We start from the raw sequence: 20,170 nt of genomic DNA, 5'->3' as shown, positions 1-20,170 counted from the left end.
CTGTTTCGACTAAGAGAAAAAACATAAAGACAAAATGAAAAGGATTATCTTATTTACAGCGTTAGCTGTTGTATTATCGCTGCAAACAAAAGCACAAAAGGGTTTGAAGGAAGGTGATAAAGCACCTATGTTTAGCGGAATGGACCAAAACGGTAAAGCCGTGAGTTTGAAAAGTGCACTTAAAGCGCACCGTTCTGTGGTATTATTTTTTTATCGCGGTCAATGGTGCCCCTATTGTAATAAACACATTAAAGAGCTGCAAGATTCTTTAAGTTTATTAAGTGGAAAAGATGCTTATGTTATTGGCGTTACACCCGAAACGAAAGAAAACATTGATAAAACCATCAAAAAAACGAAAGCAGGCTTTTCTATCCTTCAGGATAAAGACGATGAGATTATGAAAGCCTACAACGTTAACTTTATGATGGATGAAGCTACTTTTGCCAAATACAAGGGTTATGGTATAAATTTAGAAGACAACAATGGGAATACCCGACATACCTTACCCGTTCCTGCGACGTATATCATCGATCGTTCAGGGAAAATTAAGTATGTTCATTTCGATCCCAACTATCAAAAAAGAGCCTCTGTAAAACTTTTGCTTTCCAAACTTTAGTTCACTTTAACATAAATTTACTTAAGAGGGTGCCTTTTTGGACACCCTCTTTTTTTAGTTACTTTCAGCGATAATATGAATTGTGTAGGCTGATCAATGATACGGGATTAAATCTATAAAAGCTGTTACGCAATATCAAAAGATAATCCATTTAAACTAAATTTATAGACCTCACAAGTTTCCAAAATCTATAAAATCTGATTATTATTATAACACACAAATGAAAATATATTTTATTGCCTTATTTTTATGCATCGGTCATCAGCTGTATGCCCAAACCATAGATGTTACCCAATTTGGTGCCAGGCCCAACAGTTTTGCCGATGCTACTGCAAGTGTGAAAAAAGCTATTGAAGCAACCAAAGGACAACCTAAATCTGTACTTGATTTCCCGAAAGGGAGGTATGATTTTTGGCCCGATAGTGCTACCGAAACACATTATTACATCTCTAACACATCCTCAGAAGAAGAATTTCCAATAAAAAAACAAAGCGTTGGCTTATACCTAAAGGGCCTAAAAAATGTGACTTTAGAAGGCAACGGATCTGTTTTTATCTTTCATGGGAAAATGATCACCTGGGTGATCGATGGTAGCGAAAACATCAGATTTCAAAATCTATCAATTAACTATGAGCGCCCAGGTATGTCAGAAATGACTTTGCAGGAGATTACTCCAACATCAGTTATTGCCAATATTCATCCTGATAGCAAGTTTGCCATTGTGAACAGTCGATTGGAATGGTACGGCGAAAAATGGATTGCTAAAAACCACCATGCGGTACTCGTGAGGCCAAGTGCAGGCACTTTACTTTATAGCAACTGGGAAATTTTTTCTAAAAGTAAAGCTGAAAACATTGCTCTGCTCAAGGTAAAATTTACTGGCGATTTTTCAAAATTTACGGCACAACCGGGTGATGTATTAACCGTGAGAGACCGTTACCGCGATTATGTGGGCGCACTTAATAACCGCTCTAAAAATATCAGCCTGCACAATATTAAAATGTATTCAATGCACGGTTTAGGCATTGTATCTCAATTTTCCGAAAACTTAAATTACGACAGTGTTTTTGTAGCGCCAGAACCAGGAAGCGGCCGTGTAATTGCTTCGTCGGCAGATGGCATGCATTTCTCAGGTTGCAAAGGGCAAATTACCATCAGTAATTGCCGGTTTAACGGTTTGCATGATGATCCGGTTAATGTACATGGTACACATTTAAAGGTAAGCGAAATTGTATCGCCCAACAGTTTAAAATTAAAGTTTATGCATCACCAGAGTTATGGGTTTACTGCTTTTATACCTGGCGACACGGTAGCTTATTTGCACAGTGCCGCACTACAGATTTTTGCCCAGGGAGTGATCAAAACCGCCAAACTAGTTTCAGAAAGGGAGATGCTGATAGAAATGGAAAAACCATTTTCGAGCGAACTTAAAGTGGGTGATGCTTTAGAAAACATAACCTGGACTCCATCAGTAAAAATTACAAATTCAAGGTTTGAGGGAACTATATCACGGGGAACGCTGATTACAACCCGACGCAAGGTGCTGATAGAAAACAACGTATATTATCGTACCGGCATGCATGCCATCCTGATTGAAAATGATGCCATGGGCTGGTATGAATCAGGCCCCGTAACCGATGTAATCATTCGCAACAACCAGTTTATAGAATGTGGTTTTAATAGCGCGCCCGATAGCTACGCCATTAAGATTAATCCCGAAAACAGTGAGTTGGTAAAAAAATACTACGTACACCGAAACATCAGGATCGAAAACAATACTTTTAAACTGTACGATTATCCTTTATTATCGGCAAAAAGCACAAATGGACTAACTTTTATCCATAATAAGATAGAAAGATCAGATTTTATGCCATCAGATAAAAACCGTCGGGCATTTAACTTTTTAGCCTGTACAGGTGTGAAGATTAAAGGCAATCAGTTTGGTGCAGAAAAACCAGAAATACGATTGAAAGATATGGTTAAAGATGATATTAAATCAGACATTAAGTTCGAAATCCCTGTTAAGAATTAATGTACCAATGGTAATTAAGTGGATGTATTTGTTAAAAAAGCTTTAATATTTGGATTGTTTTTTTTCTAAAAGCCACTGCGTTTAAGATTTGTTAATGCCATTTTTACTATTCTGTATCTGTTTTTTTGAATTCCACGGCCCTTGGTCTCGATAGCTATCGGGAGACGGGTGTTCTTCGGTAAAACTGTGTACTATTAAAGCAAGCTAGCAAAACGTAGAAAAATGTTTCTAAAAAGATGTGTCCACGCTGTAGGATGAAGAATCGGGCGCTTTCCCCGACAATCTGGTTTATGCATAGCGTTTTGCACCTTGCAATCTCAAAGATGAAATGCTGTTTTGTCCATTTAGCCCTGGGTGAAGGGTTACCCTGCAGGTATCCCGATTTTTTCGTGAAAGTGTAAAGCGTAACACGGGAACTAATTTAATTACCTATACAGGCATTATGCTCCAAAAATAAATTTACGGTTAATTGGCTTGTGCAATTCACAGTGAAGCACAAGCCATATATAAAATTCAACTTACCTCCGTTCCCCAATCTGCTGCCGCCACATGGAATAATACAGCCCCTTCTTTTCGAGCAGTTCTGTGTGGCTGCCCGTTTCAGATACCTTTCCTTTCTCTAGCACGTAGATTTTATCCGCATGCATAATGGTCGATAGTCTATGGGCTATGAGAATGGTCATTTGTTCTCTTCTATCAGATATTTCGCGAATGGTTGCCGATATTTCTTCTTCGGTAAGCGAATCTAGCGCCGAGGTAGCTTCATCAAAGATCAACAACCTTGGTTTTCTCAACAACGCCCTTGCAATAGAGATCCGCTGTTTTTCGCCTCCAGAGAGCTTCATCCCATTTTCACCCAATACGGTATCAATTCCCAACGCAGCTTTGGCAATGAGTGCTGTAGCTGAGGCTTTTCGTAATGCTTCCATAATCTCTTCTTCGCTGGCTGTAGGATTAACAAAACGCATGTTTTCTCTAATGGAACCTGCATAAAGCTGGGTATCCTGTGTAACGAAACCAATCTGTCTCCTTAATGGATTGTAGCGTATACGTGTAGAACTGGTTTCGTTGAAGAGAATCTCTCCGTCAACAGGAAGATAAAGTCCCACTAATAATTTAACAAGAGTAGATTTACCAGAGCCCGAAGGACCAACAAATGCCACAGTCTCACCATTTTGGATTTCGAAGGAAATATCATCAATAGCATTGTAACCAGCAGTTTTATGCCTGAATACTACATTTTTGAATTCGAGTCTGTTTAGTGCATCAAGCGCTACGGCATCATCCGGACGGGTTTCTATTGGTTTTTGCATCAGGTTATCGAATGTTTTAAGCGAAGCGTCTGCTTCCCGATATAGAATGATCATGTTGCCCAAATCCTGAAGAGGCGTAAAGATTGCCGTGGAGATAAACTGCATTGCAATCAGTTCTCCGGTGCTGAGAATCTTGCGGAAGATTAGCCATAGCAATATGAACAGTACCGATTGTTTTAGCAAGTTGAGTAGATTGCCCTGTAAAAAAGAGAGCGTGCTCACTTTTCTGGCTTTTAACATTTCGAGATCGAAAATTTTCAGCGTCTGTACATTCAATCTTCTGATCTCGGCAAAGGTTAAACCCAAACTTTTTACCAGTTCGATGTTACGCAGACTTTCGGTAATTACACCGGCCTGCCTATCGGCCTGTCGGTTAATAGACCGTTGGATCGCTTTTATTTTTTTAGAGAGCAGTCCGGTTAAAGATCCCAATACCAATACTCCAATAAAAAATACAGGTACCAAAAGCCAGTTCTTGTTCAGGCTGTACCACAATAAAAAACCGATCCCCACGAGAGAAGAAAAAAGAATATTAATAAAAGCATTAATAAAACGTTCTGCATCGGTTTTTACTTTTTGAAGTACCGAAAGGGTAGTGCCGCTGCGGCTTTCTTCAAACTCTTGAAATGAGAGGCGGAGTGTTTGTTTTAGGCCATCATTAAAGATATTCATGCCAAAGCGAGCCACGGCCTTTCGTGTAGTAAATTCCTGTATGGAGCGGCAAAGCCTGGCCACCAGTGCAATAGCTAGCGCAATGAGCAGCCAGTAAAAAACTTCACTAATGAGTTGGTGTTCGCTTAAGTGATGTTTGTTGGTAGAATAATCGTCGATAATCTTTCCAAAGATAATGGGATCGAGCAGGCTTAAAAGCTGTGCTGCGGCAGCCAGTAAGAGCGATAGTATAATGAGTTTCTGATGAGGCCTCAGGTATTTTAAAAGTATTTTCATCTTTAGCAGGAATACAAATAGGGTTGGGCAACTAATAAACGTTAATGGCTTACAATAGTTTCAGTAAGATTAGCTTTAGGCTACTGTTTTCTCTGCGGAATAAATTAAATTTGTAGGAAGACCCTAACAGATGCTTTTCTATTTTAAAGATAAATTTCCGCAGTTAAACCCTTATTGGGATAAATATCTGGAATTTCAGGAGCGTATTGAGGTTCCGGCGAAAACCATTTTATTGGAAGAGGGTAAAATATCCCATCATTATTTTTATGTTGAAAAAGGTTGTGTACGTGCCGCGTTAAATAAACAAGGAGATGATAAAACTGTTCAGTTTTTCTTTGAAAAAGAGGGTTTAACTTCTTTAGAAAGTTTTTTGAAGAATACGCCCAGCCTATTTACCATCGAAACTGTAGCGCCTTCGGTTATTTATCTGTTGCATAAAACAAAAGTTAAAGCTTTAATGACTGAGATGCGTGAGGTGCCCGCATTTGCGGATATAATCTTAAATATTCTGGCCGAGCGGCAGATGCATTATATGAATGAATTTGTCTCCTTCATCAGAGATACACCCGAAGAACGTTATCAAAAACTCTTACAGGAAAGGCCTCATATTGTACAGCGTGTTCCTCAACATTATATCGCCTCGTATTTAGGCGTAACCCGTGTACACTTAAGCCGTATAAAAAGTGCACTGCTAAAAAAAGGTAATCGGTAACATATGTTATCGTTCTGCACTGTAGCCAAATCTAACTTTGTATCAACAAAATACAAAAAAGATGAAAGCAGCAGTAATGTATCAAAAAGGGGAATTACCCCAATATGTAGACTTTGAAGAGCCAGTAGCCCAAAACGACCAGGAAATATTGGTGCGTGTAAAGGCCGTTGCCATTAAACATTTCGATAAAGACAAAGCAGCAGGTACGCATTATTCGAGCGATGTACCAAAAGCAACAGGCCGTGTGATCGGCGGTGATGGTGTATGCTTGCTCGAAGATGGCACTCGGGTTTATGGAATGGGCGTAAGTGGAATGCTGGCAGAAAAAGCAATTATAGAAAAGCGCAGGATAGTGAAATTGCCCGAAGGGTTAAATGATGCAACAGCCGCCGCATTGGCCAATGCCGTTATTGGCTCGGCCATGGCCTTAAGGTTTAAAGCGGCTATTCAACCTGGAGATGTGGTATTGATTAATGGCGCAACTGGGTTTACGGGAATGGTAGCTGTACAGATTGCGAAACATTATGGTGCAGCAAAAGTAATTGCAACTGGCCGGAATGTACAATCACTTCAAAATCTGTTAACACTTGGGGCTGACGAAATCATCGAGATTACGCCCGATAATTCAGCATTTTTATCGCTGGTGAAACAGTGTCATCAAGAAAAACCAATAGACGTGATTATCGATTACCTCTGGGGCTCTACCGCTGAACTGTTGTTATCCAGTTTAATGGGGCAGGGGGCGTTTACGAATAAGGTAAGGTTTGTTTCTGTAGGCAGTATGGCTGGTGATCTGATCCAGCTATCGGCTGCTAATTTAAGAAGTGTAGATCTACAGCTCACCGGCTCGGGCCTGGGTAGCTGGAGCAAAGAACAGGTTGGATTGTTATTTACTGAAATATTGCCTCAAATGTTTCAGCTAGCAGCAGATGGTAAATTGAAAGTAGAAACCATTGAGGTTAAGCTAGCGGATATTTCCAGCCTTTGGGACCTTAAAGTTGCAGATGGCAAACGTTTAGTGGTCACAATCTAAATTCTTTCGGGTATTTAAATCATAATTTAAATACCCTTTAAGAGCGGGCCATGTAAGATATAAATGATTGAGGTGGATTAGCAAAGCGAATTACAAATGCATTGCATAACGACCACTTTATGTATCTGTTATTTACTTCCGCGTAAAATCATCCATTAATTTCATGGTAATCAATGCATCTTCGCCGCTACATGGATTTCGCCCTTGGCCTAAAAAGTAATCAACCACTTTTTCTATCATAGGTTGCTGTACATGTTGCAAAGGCTCGAACATAAATTCTTCCGTTTGATCAGTTGTAACCGTGACTTTATTGCCGAACATTGGGAAGCTGATGTTACCATTTGAACCATAAATTACGCAAATATCGGCCTGATCTTGTGCGGCAACAGAGAAACACCAGGTACCGCTAAAAACAACTCCGTTTTCGAAATGGATATTTCCCGCAACCAAATCATCAACCCCAGTGTTTTCCTGTTGTCTGGTGGCAACACCCATGGCATTTTTTACAGCACCGAAATAGTAAGTCATCAGATCTAATTGATGCGGAGCCAGGTCATGAAATAAACCACCACCAGAAATGGCTGGATTGATCCGCCAATTATCGGCTGTTTTGGCAATTAGTGCAGGGTTAGGCGGCTGGAGCATTTTTAACCGGACTAAACGAACATTGCCAATGGTATGTGCAGCCAATAGTTCTTTAACTTTTAAAAACATTGGTTGTGCACGGCGATAATGGGCCACGCAAAGCTTTATCTTTAGCTGATTAGCAGCATCAGTCATGCGTTGAGCAGCATTAGCACTCAAAGTCATGGGTTTTTCTACATATACCGGCTTGCCAGCTTGTAAAGCCTCGATGGTATAAGCTTCGTGCTGTAAAGGTGGGGTAGCAATGTAAATGGCATTAACCTCCGGATCGTTAATCAGCTGAGCGGCATTGTCATACCATTTCGGAACATTGTGTCTTTTTGCATAATCTGCTGCTTTGGTACTATCACGGCGCATTACGGCCACCAACTTAGAATTGGCTACCTTATTAAAAGCTGGCCCGCTTTTTACTTCGGTCACATCTCCACAGCCAATAATGCCCCATCTGATTTCTTCCATTGTATAATCGATTTGAAAGGCTGAATTTAGAAAATATTGCCTGGAAACTATGCTCAATCGATAGAAAGCTTTTTAAAAAAGAAAAGGGATTCACTTTGGGAGTGATCCCTAATCAACTAACCAAACAAACTATTCCGGAAACCACGCCGGAATCAATTTATAAACGAAAGAATTAGGAGATTGTTTTAAGGGTTTTGTCTATTTAGTGTATTTTTTTAAAAAGAAAAATAAAACCTTTATCCGGAATTATAGCCTTCCTTTTTTTAGCTTTGTATTATGCAAAATCTTTCCAAGAAACTTCAGATTGATCTTATAGAACTTAAGGCAAAATATGCCTTTATTATGGATGAACTGGAAGTAACATTTGCAGATGCTTACCTGTCGAAATTGCAAGCTAAACAACGCCTGGCCGAGCAGATGATGATAGAAATGGAGAGGATATTGGCTGGCGAAGCCGGAGCGCATGAAAACTAATCCATTAAACTAAATCAGCGGGTACAACAATAGCGACTCAACAAGGAAATGAATATTTTTGTCTGTTGAAGGATTTTGTGACGCATAAAAATAAACCAATCCGCTAATAAAGAGATAGTTTTTGATATTAACCCGCAGGTGATGAAGTGCTGCGGTTATCTGATTCTCAACGCTTCGTTTAGAAATATTAAGTTTCTCGGCAATTTCGCCATTTGTTAAATTTTCTTCCCTGCTCATTAAGAAAATTTCCCTGCAACGTTTAGGTAACATCCGTAAATATCCGCTAATCTGTGTTTTTAGTGCAGATACGTTGAGCCATTCCTCACCATTATTAATGGCATAGGCTGATTCGTTTTCCAGATTTTCATCCGTAAAAATTACACTTCCCGCTAGCTTCTTACTCCTGATCACCTTATATACATGATACCTTGCTGCGGCTTTAAGGTAACTTTTAAAATCCCTGATCTCGAGCACTCCTCTTTTGAGCCATATATTGAGAAAAATATCCTGTACAAGGTTTTCGCACTCATTTTCATCCTGCAAATAATACGAAGCAGTAGCTATCAATGAAGGGAAGTACCGATCAAATAATATTTTAAATGCTTTTTGATTCCCGAATTTAATGGCCTCCCATAATTCGCACTCGTCTGCCTCTAGATGGATAGGTTTCATTATATGCAAAGTTCATTGATCAAGATAAAGAATTTGTTAAGCTAATATAAATATTTTGAACGATATCTTAATTCTCAATCATTTTAGGCTTGTTAAATATTTTTTTGAAAAAATATGTGTGTGTGGGTGGAGTTGTGGCTCTATGATGAAAAGCGCTTTACATGACAAAACAGGAATATATTATTCTCTATCAAAAATTACTTCAAGGAAAGTGTACACCAGAAGAAATAGAAAGCTTAAATGCTTACGAAGATGATTTCGAACTGATTGAAAGCACAAAGCCGGGTGGCAAGCAGGCCGAACGCATATTCTTGCAGATCATGGAAACGGCTGGTGAACACAAGCGTGTAAAACCATTTACACTGTGGAAGAAGATAGCTGCAGCAGCGGCAATATTGGTTTTTATTGTCTCAGCGGTTTTTTACTTCAATAATAGCCATAAAAGAGAGAAGAATGTGGTGGTATTAAACCATGCAAAAACGATCAAGCCTGGTTCTGATAAAGCCATACTTACACTTGGCAACGGACAACAGATTGTACTAAATACTGCAGCTCAAGGACAAATAGCTTTAGAAAGCGGTACTACCATCAATAAAACCGCTGATGGAACATTGGCCTATGATGTTATTTCCGCAGCATCAGAAGAAGTGGTACTTAATACAGTATCAATTCCAAGAGGGGGACAATATTCTTTGGTGCTTCCTGACGGTTCTAAAGTTTGGTTAAACGCTGCCAGTTCCATCCGCTTTCCAACACGGTTTACGGGCAACAGTCGTGAGGTAGAGCTCGATGGTGAGGCCTATTTTGAGGTAGCAAAGAATAAACAAATGCCTTTTTATGTAAAAGCACAGGATATGAAGCTAAAGGTACTGGGTACACACTTTAATATAATGGCCTATAAAGACGAAGCTTTTATTAAAACAACGCTATTGGAAGGAAAAGTGATGCTCACATCAGCTTCAGCCGTTACCTATCTTAAACCTGGCGAAGAAGGGGTTTTATATGAAAACAAGTTTACTGTGAACAAAGCAGATATAGAGCAGACCATGGCTTGGAAGAATGGCTATTTCTTGTTTAATGAAGAAAATTTATCATCAGTAATGCGCAAAATTTCGAGATGGTACGATATAGATATTGTATACAATACCCATAATAACAAATTATCATACACAGGTTCGGTATCGAAGTTTAAAGATATTTCTGAGGTACTAAAAGTGCTCAGTCTTACAGGAACGGTAAAATTCAACATTGCAGAAAGGAGGGTAACCGTTATCAACTAAATTTTTGCCCTAAACAACAAAACGGATTAACCACCCACTAAACAAACCATACAAAATGAATTTTTTTTATTTAAAAAGAACCAGGCTGAGTTCCTTGTTTCAACCACTTAAAGTGATGCGACTAACGATTGCCGTATTATTAATCTTCTGCGTCCAGGTAAGAGCATCCCTTTATGCACAGAAGATAAACTTCTCGCTAAAAGGAGCTTCATTGAAAGAAATTTTTCAGGAAATTAAAAAGCAGAGCGGATATGATTTTTTATACAACAACGAAATGATCGGTGATGCCGGAACTTTCAATGTAACGGTAAAAGATATGACCATACAGCAGGTAATGGACAAAAGTCTTAAAAACCTGCCACTTAGCTATGCCATAGAGCAGCACACCATTGTAATTACGAAAAAGGTGCTACCGCAAAAGCTTGATATTAAGGGTACCATTACTGATGAAACCGGAACGGCAGTGCCTGGAGCAAGTATTGTGAACGAAAGTTCAAAAAAAGCAGTGTCATCCGATGATATGGGCCGATTTAGTATTGTAGCTTTTGCTGGCGATAAAATAAGGGTACGGATGGTGGGCTATGAAGATTACAGTTTCACCATTGGAAGCCAAACAACTTATACCATCAGTTTAAAACCATCAACCGTTGGTCTGAATGATGTTGTTATAGTTGGTTATGGAACGCAGCGCAAAGCAAATGTAACGGGGGCCATATCGCAGGTTGATGCCAAGGTTTTGGAAGACAGGCCTATTACAGCAATTTCTACAGGTTTACAAGGCACTATTACCGGGCTCACCACTATTGGCGGTAGCGGGCAACCAGGTGCTACACATTCAGCATTAAGGATAAGAGGAACAGGAACCACCAATAATCCAAATCCTTTTGTGCTGATTGATGGTGTACCAGGTGATATGAACTGGATTAATCCGGATGATATAGAAAGCGTAACCGTGCTCAAAGATGCCGCATCTTCATCAATATATGGCTCCAGGGCTGCAAACGGTGTAATTTTGGTTACCACAAAGAAGGGTAAGTTTAATCAGAAGGCTGTTATTTCGTATAACGGTTATTATGGTTTTCAAACACCAACACGTTTGCCTAAAATGTTAGGCTCAGTTGACTATATGACATTGCTTGGCGAGGCACAGATAAATGCAGGTCTTCCGAAATCGTATACCGATGCCCAGATTGAGGTGGCACGTAACGGTTCTGATCCTAACTATTTTGCCAACACCAACTGGACAGAGGCATTGATTAAAGATTATGCTCCACAACAGAACCATAGCATTAATGTGCAAGGGGGAAGCAGCGATTTTAATTATTATTTTTCTTACGGAAGAGAAAACCAGGATGGCCTAATTGCCGGCGATCAATATAAGTTTGCAAAAAACAATGCCAGGATAAAACTATCAGCTTTAAAGCTCCTTTCTCTATTGGATGTTGATGTGAATTTGGGCTATTTAGACCGTAATCAAAACCAGCCTGCTGCCGATACTGAAGGTGGAGGAGGTGCTATTTATACGGCATTTACCAGTTCGCCGTTAACACCTGTACGGTTTACCACGGGTACCTGGGGTTACGGTGGTGGATCTAGTAATCCACTAGCTATTGCTACGGATGGCGGTTTCAATAATTTTTTCTCTAAAGAATTTACTTCCAACATTACCGGAACTTTGCATTTACTAAAAGGTTTGGATCTCAAATCGCAGTATGGTTTAATTGCCAGTTCTCAAAAAAGAAGAACATTTAATCGGAGGATCGATTATTTCAATCCAGCCACCAATGCCATTATTTATACCACCAGTCCGAACAATTCGCTAAGAGAAGTTGCCACCACTACTACCTTGCAAAATTTCTCCATGCAGGCGGATTATACCCTTAATTTAGGCGAACACCATATTAAACTACTTGGCGGTTATCAGCAAGAAACTTACCGTTTTGATGCTTTTACTGCTGCTAAAACCAATTTGGTTAGTGATGATGTACCGGTGTTGAATATTGGATCACTAAATCCAACAGCAACAGGAGATGCTTATCAATACGCTTTGCAATCACTTTTTTCGAGGGTTAACTACGATTATGCCGGAAAATATCTGGTAGAATTTAATATGCGCTATGATGGATCTTCGCGATATGCACCTGGAAAAAAATGGGGTGTGTTCCCTTCAGTTTCTGCAGGTTGGAGATTTAGTGAAGAAAGTTTTATAAAAGACAATAGCCGGAACTGGCTTAGCGATGGTAAAATCCGCGCTTCTTATGGTTCATTAGGTAACCAATACGGAGCAGACGGACCAGCCTATTCTGAGTGGTATCCATATATTAAAGTATTAACCAGTGTGGGTACCATGCCCATAGGTAATATCCTGACTACTGGTTTTGCACAGACTATACTTTCTAATCCATTGTTGAGATGGGAAAAAGCCACGATGCTCAATGTAGGTATGGACCTGGCCTTTTTTAACAACCGACTTACTTTTACCGGAGATATCTTTAACAAAAAAACGGTAGATATTCAACTTAAAGTGCCACAGCCTGATGTAATAGGCCTTACCGTTCCCGATCAGAATGCGGGTGCCATATCAAACAAAGGATATGAATTGAGCCTGGGTTGGAACGATAAGATCGGAAATTTTAAATATGGCATTACCGGACAGTTTTTTGATATCAAAAATACCGTTACCGATTTGGGCGGTGTTCCTCCAACCATTGGCGACAGGATCCGTCAGGTAGGGCAACCGCTTGATGCTTTTTATGGTTACCGAACAGATGGATTAGCACAAGAGGCTGATTTTACTAAAGATGCCGCAGGAAAATACATGCCGAAGTTTCCAATCTTTGCTGCAGATGCAGGTAAAGTGGCACCTGGCGATCTTAAATACCGTGATTTGAATGGAGACGGTTTAATTAGTGCCGATTTAGACCGCGAGGTAATCGGCGATGCTTATCCACGGTATAATTATTCTTTCAGGTTAGATGCTGCTTATCATAATTTTGATCTGAGTGTGTTTTTACAAGGCGTAGGCATGGCAAATGGCTACATTACCGGAGTGGGTTTACATGCTTATAATGCCGATGCTGCATTTCCTCAAGAAGTGCATATGGATAGATGGACCCCACAAAATACAGGAGGTTCATACCCGCGTTTCGTATATAAAGATACCCGCAACACTGGGAGATTGGCCGATTATTGGTTACAGGATGCTGCTTATTTAAGGGTAAAAAACCTGCAATTGGGTTATACTATTCCTGGAAATTTCTTACAGAAAATTCATATAGATAGGCTAAGGGTTTACGCTTCGGCCGATAACTTGTTTACCGATACCAATTTCTTTTATGCTTACGATCCCGAATCGCAGGCAACCAGTGGCGGGCTATACCCTCAGGTTAAAACGTTCATTTTCGGTCTTTCGATTAAGTTAAAATAAACCACCCATGGAAAATCAAAATCAATATATAAACAGCCGCAGATCATTTTTAAAAGCAACGGGTCTGTTGGGCGGCGCTGCACTGATTCCTTCCTTTTTCTTAGCCAGTTGTAAAAAAGGATTTCTTGATCGTGAACCGCTGGATTCAGTAACCGATATCAGTTTCTGGAAAACGGAAGAACAACTGAAACTGGCTGCATATGCCTGTTACAGCAATTTAAGAAACAATAATACCATCGCCATGGAAAACATGGGCGACAATACCATTTATCCCCCTAATTCAGAATATCAGGCCATTTCTGCAGGTAATTACGATTTTACCTCTGGTACCTTAAACTCCGAATGGGTAAATTTATATGCTGCCATCAGGCGTTGTAACCATTTCCTCGAAAATTACACCAAAGCCACCAATATCAGTGCAACTGCCTTGGCGCAGTATGCAGGAGAAGTAAGGTTTTTAAGGGCTTTTATGTATACTTATCTGATCTTCCTTTTCGGCGATGTGCCGCTAATCTCTAAAACACTCGATATTGGCGATGAAGAAGTATTTGGTCCGCGTAATAAAAGGGCAGAAGTGCTCGAATTTGTTTTTGCGGATTTAGATGCAGCAGCGGCTGGGCTTCCAACTGCTTATACTTCTGCTGATCTTGGTCGTATTACCAAAGGTGCCGCATTTGCCTGGAAAGCCAGAGTAGCACTCTTTTTCGAAAAATGGAGCATAGCCGAGGCTGCTGCTAAATCAGTAATGGATCTGAATGTTTATCAGCTATATACAGCTGGTGGTACAACTAAATGTTATAACGACCTTTTTACCTACAAAGGAAAATTAGCTGCGGGAGCCAACAAAGAAACCATTTTAGCAAGACCGAATGTGGCCGGCGTAAGCGTACACAATACCAGTCGCGAAATTCAGGTGCCCGATCAAACGAGCCGCTACTCGCCAACCAAATCGTTGGTAGATAGTTATTTATGTACAGACGGGCTTCCGATAGATAAATCGCCATTGTATAGCGAAAGCACTTATGCCGATATCTTTAAAAACAGAGATCCACGTATGAACCAAACCATATTAACGCCCGGTTGGGCTTGGGGAGGACAAGATGATGGTGATGCCGATGCCACTACAAATCCGATATTTAACACCCCTAAATGGAACGCCGATAAAAAGGGTTGTATAACAGGAACTGGATTTTACTTTAGCAAATACGTAGAAGTTGCTGCGGTGGGTACGGTAAGCCAGGACTCGAACGATATCCATCATATCCGTTATGCAGAAGTACTGCTTACTTTCGCAGAGGCGAGGTTGGAGCAAGGTACACTTACCCAAACTGATATTGATAATACCATTAATAAGTTGCGCGACCGTGTTGGGATGAAGAGAATGGTAATTACTGAACTTGCAGCGGCTGGCTTGGATCTAAGAACCGAAATCAGACGCGAAAGGAGGGTTGAACTGGCACTTGAAGGACAGCGTTATTACGACATCCTCCGCTGGAAACAAGGCGATTTATTAGCTCAGGATGTAAAGGGCATGAAGAAAAGTTTGGTTGAAAGTTTTAACCAGCAATATGTAGCTACCATTGCAACAGATGCCAACGGGTATTTTGTGGTAAACACAGGTAGAAAATTTGTTGCTCCTAAAAATTATCTCTGGCCAATTCCAATTACACAATTACAACGCAATCCGGTATTGGGGCAAAACCCAGGCTGGTAACTAATTAAAGAGGCTGTGTCATTAAAATTTTATGATACGGCCTCTTTTTATTTATTAATTTAACCGACATGAAATTATACTCTTTTTTAATACTAAGCATTTGCCTTTTGGGCGCTTGTTCACCTAAGATCAACGGACAAGCTGAATCAAAGCGCAGTAATGTACTGCGTGTCATGTCTTATAACCTTCACCATTGCAACCCTCCATCAAAAGAGAAAGAAGGCCTTATTGATGTTGATGCCATTGCCAAAGCGATAGCACAACAAAAACCTGATCTTGTGGCTTTACAAGAAGTAGATGTGAATACCAAAAGATCGGGCACTATTAACCAGGCCGCTTTGCTGGCCACCAAATTGAAGATGAATTTTTATTTTGGTAAAGCGATAGACCATGATGGGGGTGACTATGGCGTAGCTATTTTATCTCGCTTTCCTTTATCTGCACAGCAGACTTTTATGTTGCCTAAAAATAACGATGCCAAAGCAGAACAAAGGGTTTTGGCCATTGCAACTGCCGAAATTGCCAAAGGAGTTTTTATCCGTTTTGCTTCTACCCATCTTGATGCGCAACGCCCGGAAGATAACCGTATCCTTCAAGCTAAGGAGATTAATCGGTTAACAGCAGAAGAAACCCTGCCGTTAATTGTTGCAGGTGATTTAAACGCCGATCCAAGTTCAGAAAGCATTAAAATATTCGATTCTAATTTTACCAGAACATGTAGCAATTGTGGTTTTACCATTCCTGTGATCAACCCGCGGAAAACAATTGATCATATTGGCTTTAAAACAGGAAATCCTTTTAAAATTGTTTCGCACGAGGTTATTTCTGAGCGTTATGCTTCTGATCATTTGCCTATCGTTGCAGTGCTCGAATTGAAAAAATAGCGAAACCATACAATTTACGCTACCTCTTTTTTAAAGCAGGAGGTATGCTAAAAGTGGGTTTTTTGTCGGCATCTTTAAAGTCTACTTCCATAAAGTAGCGCTTTTGTTTAATGATGTAATTTTCTATAAACCACAAAATATCAGGCAGGTTTTCAACCATTGGTGATCCTGCTATTTCGTGTCCCATACCTTGTACATACTGAAAATAATATGGATACCCATTTTTTTTGAAGGTGCGTGCCAGGTACTTGGAGCCAAAAAAGCCCCTGTTAAGTAATCTCACTTTGTTATAGGGTACAAGTTTATCGGTTGTGCCATGAAAAAGCATTGTAGGTGCTGGTGGCATAGCATATTTTGGCGCACCATGATAACCTAATATTGCTCCGGCAAAAGAAATTACACCTTTGTATTGAAAATGCTGTGGGAGTTTAGCCGATAACGCTGTCGCATTCCGCTTGTTATAGTCGGCATGTAGTGCAGTAATAGCGCCCGCACTTGATCCCGATAGGATGATCATAGCCGTATCGATACCGAGCTCTTTTGCATTTTTAAGCAGATAAGCTGTTGCGTCGAAAACATCAGTCGTAGCCGTATCAATAGCTGCTTTTAAATTTGAAGTATTAAAGGGACTGGGAAATTTCTTTCCTTTAAGGCCTAATCTATAATCAACAGACACCACTTTAAAACCATGCCCTATCAAAGTATTAAAGTATTGATCAAATAACTTACTGTCTCTGTGGCCCATTACAAAGCCACCACCAAATACAAAAAGTACTGTTGGCTTAGTTTCTGTTATTTTACCACTGTAATAAATATCTAACTTTAGTGCGCCTGAATCTGTTTGCGAAAATATTTTAGTATCTACATGATATTTTTTATCCTTGAGTACAATCTGTCCAATTGAGGATAGAGAACTGAATAAAAGCGTGAGGAACAGCAAGCTTAGCGGATATACTTTGTTATTGGGCATCATCTATTTTTTAGGAAGAGGTTCGCTACTAGCCAAATGTAATTGGCTTTGATTTCTAAGCTAATTTATTGCATTTTCAGCTCAAGTGCAATTAAATACACCATATTCTACACTATGGATTAATTTTAAACATTAATTTAATCGGTTATAATTGCGACTGCACTATTTTTTGTAGCCGTTTAGCCTAAATAACAGAATGTTTTTACAAATAACGCCATTTCTGAAAATAGGTGTAATAATCGGTGCTTTGTTGCCTTTAAATTGCGATTTAATAAAGTTTAAACTGTTTTCATCGTAGAGATTAGAAGGAACAATGTAATATGCATCGTCGCCAGCAGTTAATTTAGGTTTAGTTTGGTTGGACCAATAATACTGGTGAAGATCGAAGATTTCCCCTATGCCATAGGTATGTAAACCCATTTTGGCGCAGACATAAAAATCTAAATGAGCAGCAGGAAACCACTTTGTAATCACCATGGTATGGGTAGCCTTATTCTTTTTGGATGATTTATCCACACGGTAAATAGAATCAATTATTCTTGATGTTTCTTTCCAGCCGTATAAATCTATGGTGGGGTCGCCGGTACCTAAATGCATGGGGTCTTTTCGCGGCGAAAATGTGCCCTTGTAAAAATTAATTGCGATGAGACCTGCACATACCACGAACAAGAAAAACAGCATGCTTGTACTAATAATGGCTTTTACTTTTGATAAGGTAAAAGATTCCAGTTTCAATGCAGAAAGGTATATTAAACAGCTATAAGCCGGGCCAGACCAATGGGGTAATGTATCTCTAAAAATTGAAAGAAAAATCAGCGTCGCAATAAGTGGGAGCGCACAATATAATAACAGTTGTATTTCGCTTTTAAGAAGGTGATGTTTAGTTTTGATGAAACTGAAAATTGTAATCCACGCCAGAAAAAAAATAATGGGATTGTTGTAAAATATTTGCCCGCTAATTTCTCTGACGAAAGCCACTGGATTTATGCCGGTGTGGAACAGGCTAACCCGATTACTGTGATAGGTGTAGGTAATGAAATGATGCTGGATGTTCCAGATGATAAAAGGAGATATTATAATTAAACTAATTAACATAGAAACATACATGCCTTTTTGCACCATCAATTTTCTATTGCTAAACAGGGCGAACAATACAACGGCCACCCATAAGTAGATGCCATGAATTTTGCACATCATACAAAGACCTGTTGCCACGCCGAACCAGCACCATAGACTTAATGAGGGTAAACCCAGATGAATAGATTTGGTGATTTTAAGTAACAAAAAGATGCTCCACAACCAGAAAACCATTTGAGGGCTATCTGGCAAAATAAATGTCCCGGCGATAATGCTGCAATAAAAAGAAGAAGAATAAAGTAAAACAGCAAACCAACCTACTCGGGTGTTAAGGAGTAATTTGCCTGTTTTATATACGATTATTGTACCAATTGTTGATGATACTATGGCGCCGAGCCGAACAGCCAATTCGTTATGAATGTATAAATTTACTGTTGTTGCTCTGATTAACCACGCCACAAATGGGGGATGATCAAAATAATTCCATTCCAGATTTAAAGCATAGGTCCAGTAATATACCTCATCGTTTCCAAGGGCTATTGTTAAGGCAATGATCACTTTGACCACAGTCATTACCATTATAAAAAGCCAAAGTTTAGCTGGAATTTCTTTCACTTAAATGGGATTGGCCTGACGGGCGATTTTAAGCTGTTTATACCTTTTGCTTGCCTTGGCCGATCTGAAAAGTTTAAGATCGTATACTTGATGATAACTAACCAAAGCGCAGGTTATACCGGTTATTGCCCCAAAAATTACATCAATAAGGAAATGCTGAGCCAGGTATATGCGCGAATAACCGATTAGAAAAGCAAAAAATAAGCAGTAAAACGAGATTTTATTTTTCTTGAAAACCAAAACGAATACTGTGGCTAAGGCAAACGCAGAAGCGGTATGGCCAGAAGGAAAAGAATTTTGATCATGCATGCTTACCCCTTCAACAAAATGAGTATAATGAAATAAAGTCTGCCCGAAAAAATATTTAGGCCGTGGCATGTGAAATATCCTTTTTGCAATTTGAATAAGGAGCCCTGAATAAATATAAGCAAGAACCACAGTCATTGCTTTTTTCTTTTTCCGAAGTGCAAGCAGAATTACTGCAGCCAGAATGCTGATTAAACCGTCTCCTAAATTAGTGATGTACTTAAAAAAAATATCTAGCCACGCTGGATGAAAATGATTAAAAATGAGGAATCCATCTGTTTTAGAAAAGCTAAAATTAAAAAGGAATGCCAACAGGAGCATGGATATTGCAGTAAAGAAATAATAATTGAGATTGGTCAATCTTTTTATTGTACGCATGTCCTGTCCTTTGATACAAAGCTATTAGCTGAATATCATCTGAAAGTTAAGCGAGCGTCATGTTTGTGTCATGCTATTGGATTTAAACATTGATCATAAAATCTGCATGCTGCCTACAATAGTCTCGATAATGGGTGTAGGGGAGGCTATTATATAGATAAAGCGCCTTATTAACATTTCTTAATAAGTTAATATGAAAGCGCTGATAAGTTAAAATGCTTTGTTTTGCTTTGTGGCAAAAGAAATAATAATTGATTATGCAAAACAATCAGGTAACAGTTAGCCCAGATCTCCAGCAGTTTATTGATAAGTTTGAGCCCAGCAAATTTAAACTCATGTCTGGAGGAATCGAAATCAGGGGGATAAACGATATGCAAAGAAATATTGCCCAAGCCAGAGCAATCATCGAAAGATTAAAACTTCGCCTAATTGTTTTGCATAATGCCGAAATGCTTAGCTATCGCGGTTTTGAAGTAAATAACCTATAAGCCAAAAACCGATTTATCCAGTTTATAATCAGCCTGCCCATCAGGCTCATCATTAATTGCTGTTTCCGTTATACTTATAACATTTTTTTGACTGGAAATATTAATCAAAAAGACATGCGTTGTAAGG

Annotated in this window: 16 protein-coding genes; 10 read left to right on the top strand and 6 right to left on the bottom strand. The window is 39.5% G+C overall.

Annotated features, from left to right (window positions below; translation table 11 throughout):
• Positions 1-34 precede the first annotated feature (34 nt).
• The gene (locus J7E57_RS07480; protein WP_215126631.1) at positions 35-616 is read left to right on the top strand and encodes a peroxiredoxin family protein; all 582 of its coding nucleotides are present in this window, start codon (positions 35-37) and stop codon (positions 614-616) included.
• A gap of 220 nt (positions 617-836) precedes the next feature.
• Positions 837-2,648 carry a right-handed parallel beta-helix repeat-containing protein gene (locus tag J7E57_RS07475; protein WP_215126629.1) on the top strand — a complete coding sequence of 604 codons (1,812 nt, stop codon included), beginning with the start codon at positions 837-839 and terminating at the stop codon, positions 2,646-2,648.
• A gap of 518 nt (positions 2,649-3,166) precedes the next feature.
• Here the strand turns inward: J7E57_RS07475 and J7E57_RS07470 are convergent.
• A complete protein-coding gene (locus J7E57_RS07470; RefSeq protein ID WP_215126627.1) occupies positions 3,167-4,909 on the bottom strand; it encodes an ABC transporter ATP-binding protein in 1,743 nt (580 codons plus the stop codon).
• Positions 4,910-5,039: 130 nt separating this feature from the next.
• Here J7E57_RS07470 and J7E57_RS07465 point away from each other — a divergent pair, with 130 nt between their 5' ends.
• Both J7E57_RS07465 and J7E57_RS07460 read left to right on the top strand, forming a co-directional pair.
• The gene (locus J7E57_RS07465; RefSeq protein WP_215126625.1) at positions 5,040-5,621 is read left to right on the top strand and encodes a Crp/Fnr family transcriptional regulator; all 582 of its coding nucleotides are present in this window, start codon (positions 5,040-5,042) and stop codon (positions 5,619-5,621) included.
• 61 nt (positions 5,622-5,682) lie between these two features.
• Positions 5,683-6,654, top strand: a complete 972-nt coding sequence (locus tag J7E57_RS07460) for a zinc-binding alcohol dehydrogenase family protein (RefSeq protein WP_215126623.1) — start codon at positions 5,683-5,685, stop codon at positions 6,652-6,654.
• A 132-nt stretch (positions 6,655-6,786) separates the two neighbouring features.
• On the opposite strand, the gene J7E57_RS07455 is transcribed toward J7E57_RS07460, so the two are convergent.
• Positions 6,787-7,758, bottom strand: coding sequence for a Gfo/Idh/MocA family protein (locus J7E57_RS07455; RefSeq protein WP_215126621.1), 972 nt, complete (start codon positions 7,756-7,758; stop codon positions 6,787-6,789).
• Positions 7,759-8,034: 276 nt separating this feature from the next.
• Between J7E57_RS07455 and J7E57_RS07450 the strand changes: the two genes are divergently transcribed.
• Positions 8,035-8,232 (top strand): hypothetical protein, encoded by a 198-nt coding sequence (locus J7E57_RS07450; RefSeq protein ID WP_029277580.1) that lies wholly within the window; start codon positions 8,035-8,037, stop codon positions 8,230-8,232.
• A 9-nt stretch (positions 8,233-8,241) separates the two neighbouring features.
• On the opposite strand, the gene J7E57_RS07445 is transcribed toward J7E57_RS07450, so the two are convergent.
• Complete coding sequence (locus J7E57_RS07445) at positions 8,242-8,904, bottom strand: RNA polymerase sigma-70 factor (protein WP_215126619.1); 663 nt, start codon at positions 8,902-8,904, stop codon at positions 8,242-8,244.
• 161 nt (positions 8,905-9,065) lie between these two features.
• On the opposite strand from J7E57_RS07445, the gene J7E57_RS07440 reads away from it, so the two are divergent.
• From J7E57_RS07440 to J7E57_RS07425, 4 genes are all read left to right on the top strand, one after another.
• Positions 9,066-10,184 (top strand): FecR family protein, encoded by a 1,119-nt coding sequence (locus J7E57_RS07440; protein WP_215126617.1) that lies wholly within the window; start codon positions 9,066-9,068, stop codon positions 10,182-10,184.
• Positions 10,185-10,239: 55 nt separating this feature from the next.
• Positions 10,240-13,611: a TonB-dependent receptor gene (locus tag J7E57_RS07435; protein ID WP_215126615.1), complete on the top strand. Its 3,372-nt coding sequence runs from the start codon at positions 10,240-10,242 to the stop codon at positions 13,609-13,611.
• A 7-nt stretch (positions 13,612-13,618) separates the two neighbouring features.
• Positions 13,619-15,325: a RagB/SusD family nutrient uptake outer membrane protein gene (locus tag J7E57_RS07430; RefSeq protein ID WP_215126613.1), complete on the top strand. Its 1,707-nt coding sequence runs from the start codon at positions 13,619-13,621 to the stop codon at positions 15,323-15,325.
• 68 nt (positions 15,326-15,393) lie between these two features.
• Positions 15,394-16,209: an endonuclease/exonuclease/phosphatase family protein gene (locus tag J7E57_RS07425; protein ID WP_215126611.1), complete on the top strand. Its 816-nt coding sequence runs from the start codon at positions 15,394-15,396 to the stop codon at positions 16,207-16,209.
• Between the two features lie 19 nt (positions 16,210-16,228).
• Here J7E57_RS07425 and J7E57_RS07420 read toward each other — a convergent pair whose 3' ends face one another.
• The 3 genes from J7E57_RS07420 to J7E57_RS07410 form a co-directional block, all read right to left on the bottom strand.
• Entirely contained in the window at positions 16,229-17,182 is a 954-nt protein-coding gene (locus J7E57_RS07420) for an alpha/beta hydrolase (RefSeq protein WP_215164947.1), read from the bottom strand.
• A gap of 159 nt (positions 17,183-17,341) precedes the next feature.
• Positions 17,342-18,871 carry an ArnT family glycosyltransferase gene (locus J7E57_RS07415; protein ID WP_215126607.1) on the bottom strand — a complete coding sequence of 510 codons (1,530 nt, stop codon included), beginning with the start codon at positions 18,869-18,871 and terminating at the stop codon, positions 17,342-17,344.
• A complete protein-coding gene (locus tag J7E57_RS07410) occupies positions 18,872-19,555 on the bottom strand; it encodes a phosphatase PAP2 family protein (RefSeq protein ID WP_215126605.1) in 684 nt (227 codons plus the stop codon).
• Between the two features lie 257 nt (positions 19,556-19,812).
• Between J7E57_RS07410 and J7E57_RS07405 the strand changes: the two genes are divergently transcribed.
• The gene (locus J7E57_RS07405) at positions 19,813-20,043 is read left to right on the top strand and encodes a hypothetical protein (RefSeq protein ID WP_215126602.1); all 231 of its coding nucleotides are present in this window, start codon (positions 19,813-19,815) and stop codon (positions 20,041-20,043) included.
• The last annotated feature ends 127 nt before the right edge of the window (positions 20,044-20,170 follow it).

The organism is Pedobacter sp. ISL-64 (assembly GCF_018613605.1).
Taxonomy (GTDB): Bacteria; Bacteroidota; Bacteroidia; order Sphingobacteriales; family Sphingobacteriaceae; genus Pedobacter.
This window is presented reverse-complemented; position numbering and strand designations above follow the sequence as displayed.

Coding starts and splice junctions, on each gene's coding strand:
- J7E57_RS07480 (WP_215126631.1), top strand. CDS start 35: ATGAAAAGGATTATCTTATTTACAGCGTTAGCTGTTGTATTATCGCTG.
- J7E57_RS07475 (WP_215126629.1), top strand. CDS start 837: ATGAAAATATATTTTATTGCCTTATTTTTATGCATCGGTCATCAGCTG.
- J7E57_RS07470 (WP_215126627.1), bottom strand. CDS start 4,909: ATGAAAATACTTTTAAAATACCTGAGGCCTCATCAGAAACTCATTATA.
- J7E57_RS07465 (WP_215126625.1), top strand. CDS start 5,040: ATGCTTTTCTATTTTAAAGATAAATTTCCGCAGTTAAACCCTTATTGG.
- J7E57_RS07460 (WP_215126623.1), top strand. CDS start 5,683: ATGAAAGCAGCAGTAATGTATCAAAAAGGGGAATTACCCCAATATGTA.
- J7E57_RS07455 (WP_215126621.1), bottom strand. CDS start 7,758: ATGGAAGAAATCAGATGGGGCATTATTGGCTGTGGAGATGTGACCGAA.
- J7E57_RS07450 (WP_029277580.1), top strand. CDS start 8,035: ATGCAAAATCTTTCCAAGAAACTTCAGATTGATCTTATAGAACTTAAG.
- J7E57_RS07445 (WP_215126619.1), bottom strand. CDS start 8,904: ATGAAACCTATCCATCTAGAGGCAGACGAGTGCGAATTATGGGAGGCC.
- J7E57_RS07440 (WP_215126617.1), top strand. CDS start 9,066: ATGACAAAACAGGAATATATTATTCTCTATCAAAAATTACTTCAAGGA.
- J7E57_RS07435 (WP_215126615.1), top strand. CDS start 10,240: ATGAATTTTTTTTATTTAAAAAGAACCAGGCTGAGTTCCTTGTTTCAA.
- J7E57_RS07430 (WP_215126613.1), top strand. CDS start 13,619: ATGGAAAATCAAAATCAATATATAAACAGCCGCAGATCATTTTTAAAA.
- J7E57_RS07425 (WP_215126611.1), top strand. CDS start 15,394: ATGAAATTATACTCTTTTTTAATACTAAGCATTTGCCTTTTGGGCGCT.
- J7E57_RS07420 (WP_215164947.1), bottom strand. CDS start 17,182: ATGATGCCCAATAACAAAGTATATCCGCTAAGCTTGCTGTTCCTCACG.
- J7E57_RS07410 (WP_215126605.1), bottom strand. CDS start 19,555: ATGCGTACAATAAAAAGATTGACCAATCTCAATTATTATTTCTTTACT.
- J7E57_RS07405 (WP_215126602.1), top strand. CDS start 19,813: ATGCAAAACAATCAGGTAACAGTTAGCCCAGATCTCCAGCAGTTTATT.